This is a genomic window from Kineococcus indalonis (assembly GCF_009906395.1).
Classification (GTDB): Bacteria; Actinomycetota; Actinomycetes; order Actinomycetales; family Kineococcaceae; genus Kineococcus; species Kineococcus indalonis.
In genome coordinates, this window is record NZ_JAAALM010000165.1 from 1 (window position 1) to 7,597 (window position 7,597).

At 79.0% G+C, this 7,597-nt stretch carries 7 protein-coding genes and 2 pseudogenes; 4 read left to right on the plus strand and 5 right to left on the minus strand.

All coding sequences use genetic code 11. The annotated features are described in order from the left end of the window. Window positions 1-282, minus strand: a pseudogene (locus GTR00_RS10035) (2-phospho-L-lactate guanylyltransferase); the annotation flags it as partial. An 80-nt stretch (window positions 283-362) separates the two neighbouring features. Between GTR00_RS10035 and GTR00_RS10040 the strand changes: the two are divergent. The 3 genes and pseudogenes from GTR00_RS10040 to GTR00_RS10050 all read left to right on the plus strand — a co-directional run. Further along, window positions 363-788: pseudogene (locus GTR00_RS10040) on the plus strand (molybdenum cofactor biosynthesis protein MoaE); the annotation flags it as partial. 69 nt (window positions 789-857) lie between these two features. Then, window positions 858-1,949, plus strand: a complete 1,092-nt coding sequence (locus tag GTR00_RS10045) for an FO synthase (protein WP_323132377.1) — start codon at window positions 858-860, stop codon at window positions 1,947-1,949. Next, on the plus strand, window positions 1,946-3,439 hold the full coding sequence (locus GTR00_RS10050; protein ID WP_166611487.1) for a flavin-containing monooxygenase: 1,494 nt from the start codon (window positions 1,946-1,948) through the stop codon (window positions 3,437-3,439). Before GTR00_RS10045 ends, GTR00_RS10050 begins: the two co-directional genes overlap by 4 nt. A gap of 62 nt (window positions 3,440-3,501) precedes the next feature. On the opposite strand, the gene GTR00_RS10055 is transcribed toward GTR00_RS10050, so the two are convergent. The 3 genes from GTR00_RS10055 to GTR00_RS10065 all read right to left on the minus strand — a co-directional run bounded on the left by GTR00_RS10055 (window position 3,502) and on the right by GTR00_RS10065 (window position 5,439). After that, window positions 3,502-3,744, minus strand: a complete 243-nt coding sequence (locus tag GTR00_RS10055; protein ID WP_166611491.1) for a MoaD/ThiS family protein — start codon at window positions 3,742-3,744, stop codon at window positions 3,502-3,504. Window positions 3,745-3,823: 79 nt separating this feature from the next. Next, complete coding sequence (gene moaA, locus GTR00_RS10060) at window positions 3,824-4,924, minus strand: GTP 3',8-cyclase MoaA (protein WP_166611488.1); 1,101 nt, start codon at window positions 4,922-4,924, stop codon at window positions 3,824-3,826. 224 nt (window positions 4,925-5,148) lie between these two features. Further along, a complete protein-coding gene (locus GTR00_RS10065; RefSeq protein ID WP_166611489.1) occupies window positions 5,149-5,439 on the minus strand; it encodes a WXG100 family type VII secretion target in 291 nt (96 codons plus the stop codon). Between the two features lie 187 nt (window positions 5,440-5,626). Here GTR00_RS10065 and GTR00_RS22950 point away from each other — a divergent pair, with 187 nt between their 5' ends. After that, window positions 5,627-6,268, plus strand: coding sequence for a DUF4031 domain-containing protein (locus tag GTR00_RS22950; RefSeq protein WP_323132379.1), 642 nt, complete (start codon window positions 5,627-5,629; stop codon window positions 6,266-6,268). Between the two features lie 43 nt (window positions 6,269-6,311). Here GTR00_RS22950 and GTR00_RS10075 read toward each other — a convergent pair. Further along, window positions 6,312-7,597: S1C family serine protease (locus GTR00_RS10075; protein ID WP_205705478.1), on the minus strand; the 1,286-nt coding region annotated here is incomplete at its 5' end.

The window sequence follows — 7,597 nt, forward strand, 5'->3', positions numbered from 1 at the left end:
CGCGTCGACCGCGCGCGCCAGGCCCGGACCGCCGGCCGGCACCGCCGCGGCGCCCAGGTCCGCGGCGGCGGCGCGCACCGCGCCGTCGTCGCTGACGCACACCACGGCCTGCACGGCGCCGCAGCGCAGCGCCGCCTCCAGGCAGTCCAGGGCCATCGCCGTGGCCAGGGCCAGGCGCGGGCCCGGCGGCAGGGCCAGGCGCGTCTTGGCCGCGCCGCCGCCCTTGACGGGCACGACGACCCGCCAGCTCCCGCAGTCCTCCACGCCGGGAGTCTCCCCCACGGCGGGGCGCGGCGCGCCCGCACCCCCGCGCCTACCCTGGGCGCGTGACGAGCGCACCCGACACCTCGCGCCTGCGCGCCCCGGCCCGGCGGGTGGCCCGCGCCGCGGTCACCGTCGACGTCCTGGACGTCGACGAGCACGCCGCCCTCGTGGCCGACGCCGCCGCCGGCGCGGTGGTGACCTTCGCCGGCGTGGTGCGCGACCACGACGGCGGCCGCGGCGTGGACGACCTGCGCTACGTGGCCCACCCCAGCGCCGCGGACGTGCTGGCGCGGGTGGTGGCGCAGGTGGCCGCGGCCTCGGCGGTGGACGCCGTCGCCGTCAGCCACCGCCTGGGCGACCTCGCGGTCGGCGACGTGGCCCTGGCGGTGGCGGTCTCCGCCGCGCACCGCGCCGAGGCGTTCGCGGCCTGCGCGCGCCTGGTGGACGAGGTGAAGGCGCAGCTGCCGGTGTGGAAGCACCAGCGCTTCGCCGACGGCGGCGCCGAGTGGGTCGACTGCCCCTGACGGAGCCGCCCGCGCCGCCGCCGGTGCCCGCGTGGCGCCGCCCGGCACCGGCCGGGTTAGCCTCGCCGCGTGCCCACCGCTGACCTGCGCGCCGCCCTGCGCACCGCGGCCTCCGACCCCGACCGGCTCAGCGACGCGCAGGCGCAGGCGCTGCTGGGCGCCGACGGCCCCGCCCTGGAGGAGCTGTGCGCGATCGCCGACGCGGTGCGCGCCCAGCGCGCCGGCGGGGACGTGACGTACGTCGTCAACCGCAACCTCGACGTGGAGCGGGTGGGCGCCGGCACCCCCACCGCCCGGGCGCGGGTGCGCGAGCTGGCCGCCGAGGCCCAGCGCCTGGGCGCCAGCGAGGTGTGCGCGCAGGGCCCGCTGCCGCCCGGCGCCCCCGCCGACGGGTACCTGGAGCTGGTGCGCGACGTGGCCGCCGGCGCCCCGGGGATCCACCTGCACGCCTTCCGCCCCGCCGAGGTCGCCGACGCCGCCGCCCGCCGCGGCAGCAGCCCCCGCGAGTTCCTCCGCGCCGCCCGCGAGGCCGGCCTGGGCTCGGTGCCCGGCACGGGCGCGCGCATCCTCGACGACGACGTGCGCGCCCGCCTGGCCGGCGGGCCGGACCTGCCGGTGGCGCGCTGGGTGGAGCTGGTCAGCACCGCCCACGAGGTGGGCCTGACGTCCACGGCCACGATGGTCCACGGCCACGTGGAGACCCCCGCCCACCAGGTGGCCCACCTGCGGCTGCTGGCCGGCGTCGCCGAGCGCACCGGCGGGTTCACCGAGTTCATCCCCATGCCGTTCGTGCCGCCGCCCGGTGCGGCGCTGCCCGCCGGGTGCCGGCCCGGCCCGGACGCGCGCGAGGTGCGCGCCGTCGTCGCCGTGGCGCGGCTGCTGCTGGCCGGGCGCATCGACCACGTGCAGGCGGCCTGGCCCAAGCTGCCCGGGCCGCTGGTGCTGCAGGTGCTGGCCGGGGGCGCCGACGACCTCGGCGGGCTGCTGCTGGACGGCGAGCTGGACCCCGCCGCCGGGCAGGAGCGGGGGCTGACGATGACGCGCGCCGACGTGGAGCGCACCGCCGCGGCGCTGGGCCGCGGGGTGCGCCGGCGCACCACCCGCTACGGCGACGCCGACGGCCCGGTGGACCCGGTGGGTCCGGCGGCCGTCCCGGCGTGAGCGGCACCGCGCACGCCGGGCACCCCGGGGGCGCCGCGCACGCCCGGGGCGTCGAGGACGTCGACGTCGTCGTGGTGGGGGCGGGCTTCGCCGGCATCGGGGCGGCGCTGACCCTGGCGCGGCGGGGCCGGGAGTCCTTCGTCGTGCTCGAGCGCGCCGGGGACGTCGGCGGCACCTGGCGCGACAACACCTACCCCGGGGTGGCGTGCGACGTGCCCGCCCACCTGTACTCCTTCTCCTTCGCGCCCAACCCGTCGTGGTCGCGGGTCTTCGCGCCCGGCGCGGAGGTGCACGCCTACCTGCGCGCGGTGTCCCGGGAGGTCGCCGACCGGGTGCGGCTGCGCGCCGAGGTGCGCTCGGCGCGCTGGGACGCCGCCGCGCAGCGCTGGGAGGTGCTCAGCGCCGCGGGGCGCTTCCGCGCCCGCGCCCTGGTGCTGGCGGCCGGGCGCCTCACCGAGCCGCGCCCGCCGCAGGTGGAGGGCCTGTCCTCCTTCGAGGGGCCCGTGGTGCACTCCGCGCGCTGGCGCGGGGACGTCGCCTGGGACGGCGCGCGCGTGGGGGTCGTGGGCGCCGGGGCCAGCGCCGTGCAGGTCGTGCCGCAGCTGGCGCGGCGGGCCGCGCGGCTGACGGTGTTCGCCCGCAGCGCCCCGTGGGTGGTCCCGCGCGGGGACCGCGCGTACTCGCCGGCCGAGCGCGCCCGCTTCGCCGCCGACCCCGCCGCGGCCCGCCGCCTGCGCGAGGACGTCTTCGCGCAGATGGAGACCGGCATCGCCGCCCGGCACCGGGAGCCGGGGGAGCTGGCGCGGCTGCGCGCGCGGGCGCTGGAGCACCTGGCCGCGCAGGTGCCGGACCCGGCGCTGCGCGCGGCGCTGACCCCGGACTACGAGGTGGGCTGCAAGCGGGTGCTGCTCTCGGACGACTTCTACCCCGCGCTGCAGCGCCCGGGGGTGCGGTGGGTGCCCTCGGCGCTGCGGCGCGTGCAGGGCCGCACGGCCGTGGCCGCCGACGGCACGCGCGCGGAGCTGGACGCGCTGGTGCTGGCCACCGGGTTCGCCACCACCGCCCAGCCGTACGCGCAGCTGGTCACCGGGCGCACCGGCACGCTGGCGCAGGCGTGGGCGGACGGGATGGTCTCGCACGCCTCGACGGTCGTGCACGGCTTCCCCAACATGTTCGTCCTGGACGGCCCCAACGCCACGCTGGGGCACAACTCGGCCGTGCACGTCATCGAGAGCCAGCTGGGCTACCTGGCCGGCGCGCTGGACCACCTGGCCCGCACCGGCGGGCCGCTGGAGGTCACCGCCGCGGCGCAGGAGAGCTACACCCGCGGGCTTGACGAGGCCGCGGCGGGCACGGTGTGGCTGCGCGGGGGCTGCACGAACTGGTACGTGGACCCGCGCAGCGGGCGGCTGACGCTGCTGTGGCCGGACACTGCCACGGCCTTCCGCGAGCGCAACGGCACCTTCGACCCGGCGCCGTTCGCGGCCTGAGCGCGCCGGCGCGGCTCAGCGGCCCCGCGGGGTGCGGCCCCGGCGCGCCGCCCGGGGCGCTCTCAGCCGCCGGCGAAGGGCGGCAGCACGTCCACGGCGGCGCCGGCGGGCAGCACGTCACCGGGGCCGGCGCCCACGCCGTCGAGCAGGAAGGTGCACGCGGCCAGCACGCGGCGCAGGTCCGCCCCGCGCGCGGCGCCCACGTGCGCGACGAGGTCGGCGAGCGTGGCGCCGGCGGGCAGCTCGACGACCTCCTCCTCCACGCCGGCCGCGGCGGCGGCCCCGGCGAAGTAGCGCACGCCCACGCGCCGCCCGGGCGCCCCGGCGTGCGCGCCCGGACCGGTGCCCGCGCCGGTGGTGGTCGCGGTGGTGCCCTCGCTCACGTCAGCCCCCGATCGAGCTCATGGGACGGGCGGGGTGCAGGAACCCCGGGTCGTCGATGTCGTGGCCGGCCCGCTTGCCCCACATCGCCGCGCGCCAGGCCGCGGCGAGCTCGTCGTCGCTCGCGCCGGCGCGCAGGGCGTCGCGCAGGTCGGTCTCGGTGGTGGAGAACAGGCAGGTGCGCACCTGCCCGTCGGCGGTCAGCCGGGTGCGGTCGCAGTCGCCGCAGAAGGGGCGGGTCACCGAGGCGATGACGCCGACGTCGCCGGTGCGGCCCTCGCGGTCGGTGACGTCCCACGTCTGGGCGGGGGCGGAGCCGCGGCTGGCGGCGGGGCGCTCGCGCAGGTCGAACTCGGCGCGCAGCGCGGCCAGGACCTCCTCGGCGGTGACCATGTCGCTGCGCTGCCAGGTGCCGTGCGGGTCCAGCGGCATCTGCTCGATGAAGCGCAGCCGGTAGCCCTCGCGCAGCGCCCAGCGCAGCAGGGGCGCGGCCTCGTCGTCGTTGACGCCGCGCAGCAGCACGGCGTTGACCTTCACCGGCGCCAGGCCGGCGGCGGCGGCGGCGCGCACCCCGGCGACCACGTCGGCGTGGCGGTCGCGGCGGGTGATGGCGGCGAAGCGCTGGGGGTCCAGGGTGTCCAGGGAGACGTTGACCCGGTCCAGGCCGGCGGCGGCCAGGCCGGCGGCGCGGCGCGCCAGGCCGATGCCGTTGGTGGTCAGGGAGGTGCGCACGCGCCTGCCCCCGGGGGTGCGCAGCGCGGCGGTGGCGGCCACGACGTCCTCCAGGCCGCGGCGCAGCAGGGGCTCGCCGCCGGTGAAGCGGACCTCGTGCACGCCGAGCTCGCGCACGGCCAGCGACACCAGGCGCACGACCTCGCCGTCGTCGAGGACGGCGGGGCGCTCCAGCCAGGGCAGGCCCTCGGGCGGCATGCAGTAGTGGCAGCGCAGGTTGCAGCGGTCGGTGAGCGAGACCCGCAGGTCGCGCGCGGTGCGCCCGTGCCGGTCGCGCAGCGGGCCGGTGCGGAAGCGCTCGTCCGGCACGACCGCGACGGGGCCCGCGCCCGCCGGGCGCACCGCGGGCAGCCCCAGGTGGACGCTCGTCACCGCTTCACCCTAAGCGGCCCTGCGGGTGCGGGCCTCCCACGCACCCCTGTTCCTGACGACTGGTAACGAGCGCATCACGATTCGTTGCCTGACGCGGTGTTGACGCGGTCCTGACTGGATTTCGATCCGGGAGAGGCGTAGGTTCAGGTGAACAGAAGATGAACGGGAGGTGCCACATGAACGACATCCAGGCCAAGAAGGTGGGGGCTCCCCGCACGTCCGGCTCAGCCGGCGAACATGCGCGCGTTGGCCGTCTCCACGTCCGCGTACTGACGGCCGGCCTGCGCCAGCGCCCGCTGGATCTCCTCCAGCGAGGCGCGCACCCTGTCCTGGGTGCCGCGCCACTGCGCGCTCAGCGCCTGGAAGCCGCTGGCGGCCTCGCCCTTCCAGCACGACTCCAGGTCCAGCAGGTGGCGCATCATCCCGTCCACCTCGCTGGCCAGGGCGGCCGCCGAGACCGAGACCGCCGCACCGGCCTGCTGCACGCGCGCGCTGTCGACCTCGAACCTGCTCATGGCATCCTCCTCCGCGCGGGAGCGACCCGCGCCGCGTGGGGGAGAGCCGTCCCTCCCCGCCGAGGAGCGCGACGCTAGGCGGCGCGAGGAGCCCGGTGCCGCCGCCGTCCACAGCAGCCGACCGTCCCGCCGGCCGGGGCCGCCGGTGCCTCCCGCGGCGCGCGCAGCCCGCACCTGCGAGCGCCCGGTGAGCGTCCTGGTCGACCCCGCCCGCTGGCCCGCGCACGGGCGCTGGTGGGCCCACCTGGCCAGCGACCGCTCCCTGGAGGAGCTGCACGCCTTCGCCGCCGCCCTCGGCGTGCCGCGCGGCGCCTTCGAGGGCGACCACTACGACGTGCCCGCCGAGCTGGTCGGCCGCGCCGTGGAGGCCGGCGCCGAGGCGGTCAGCACCCGCGAGCTGCTGCGGCGCGTGCGCGCGGCGGGCCTGCGCACCCCCAAGCGGCGCGGGGAGAAGGTCCTGGCGACCACCTCCCCGGCCCCCGGGGTGCGCGTGGACGTCGTGCGCTGCGCGCGGGTGCCCGCCCCCCACGGCGCGCACCTGCTGCTCGTGCCCGCCGCCGGCGGCGTCCTGCTCACCGCCCGCGGCGAGCTGCCCGCGGCCCCCGGCGGCGCGTGCGGGCGCCCGGCCCTGGGGTTCCGGCGCACCTGGCGGCACGGGCCCGCCGGCACCGCGGTGCGCCACGACGGCCTGCTGCCCGCGGCGCCCGGCGAGGTGCCGGACCCCGGCGCGCGGGCGCGCACCGCGGCCCTGGACGACCCCGCCCTGGCCGCCGCCTGGTGGCTGCCCCTGGCCCGCGAGCACCTGGTCCGCGAGCACCCGGTGCGCTGAGCACCCGGTGCGCTGAGCACCCGGTGCGCGCCGGGGCGCCGGCTCAGCTCTCCGGGCGGGCGGTCAGCGTGGCGGTCAGCTCCTCCTCGCGGCCGTCGCGCACCACCGTCAGCGTCACCTCGCTGCCCACGGCCTTCTCCCGGATCGTCGCGGTCAGCGACTCGTAGCCGGCGGTGAACTGCCCGTCCACCGCCGTGACGACGTCGCCGGTGCGCACGCCCGCCTGCGCGGCCGGGGCGCCGTCGGTGACCTCGGCGACCTGCGCGCCCGTGCGGGTGACCCCGCCGGCGGTGACGGTGGCGTCCTGCTGCGCCAGGCTCACGCCCAGCCAGGCGTGCTCGGCGCTGCCGTCCGCCACGAGCTGGTCGGCGATCATCCGCACCTCGTTGGAGGGGATCGCGAAGCCCAGGCCGATGCTGCCGGACTGGGAGCTGGAGGCGCTGGTGCTCAGCGAGGCGATCGAGGAGTTCACCCCGACGACCCGGCCGCTGGAGTCCAGCAGCGCGCCGCCGGAGTTGCCCGGGTTGATCGCCGCGTCCGTCTGGATGGCGTTGGTCGCCACCGTCTCGGCGGTCGTCTGCTGCCCGAAGGGGCTGCCGAACGGGCTCTGCTGCTGGCTCTGGTCCTCCGCCGTGGTCAGCACCGGGCGGTCCACGGCCGAGACGATGCCGGTGGTGGCGCTGCCGGCCAGGCCCAGCGGGTTGCCCAGCGCCATGACCGCCTGACCTGCCACGACCTCGTCGGAGTCGGCGAACGTGGCCGGCTGCAGGTCGCTCGGCGGGTCCTGCAGCTGGATCACGGCGAGGTCGGTGGCCGGGTCGGTGCCCACGACCGTGGCGGTGTACTCGCGCCCGTCGTCCAGGGTGACCGTGATCCGCGCGTCCGCGCCGGCGCCGCTGACGACGTGGTTGTTGGTCACGACGCGTCCGGAGGCGTCGTAGACGATGCCCGAGCCCTCCCCGGACGCCGTGGAGGACGTCACGGCCACCGAGACCACGCTGCGGGCGACCGCGCTCGCGACGCCCTGCCAGTTCACGGTCGTCTCGCTGACCCCCTGGACCCGCGTGCCGGCCGAGGACGCCGGCGCGGCGGTGCCCCCCTCCTGCCCGAAGGCGCCCAGCAGGCCCGCGGTCAGCGCGCTGGCCGCCACCGCGCAGGCCACCGCCACGCCCGTCACTCCCAGCCAGCCCGGCCGCCGGCCGCGCCCGCCGCCGGAGCCGCCGGAGCCGTCGCCGGAGCCGCCGCCGGGGGGCGTGGGGCCGCCCGGGGTCGTCCACGGGTCGTGCTGCTCGCCCGCACCGGCCTGCAGCGGCTGCGTCGGCCAGCCGC

Excerpts from the sequence above, each read along its gene's own strand:
- GTR00_RS10065 (WP_166611489.1), bottom strand. The coding sequence starts at position 5,439 with ATGAGCAGGTTCGAGGTCGACAGCGCGCGCGTGCAGCAGGCCGGTGCG.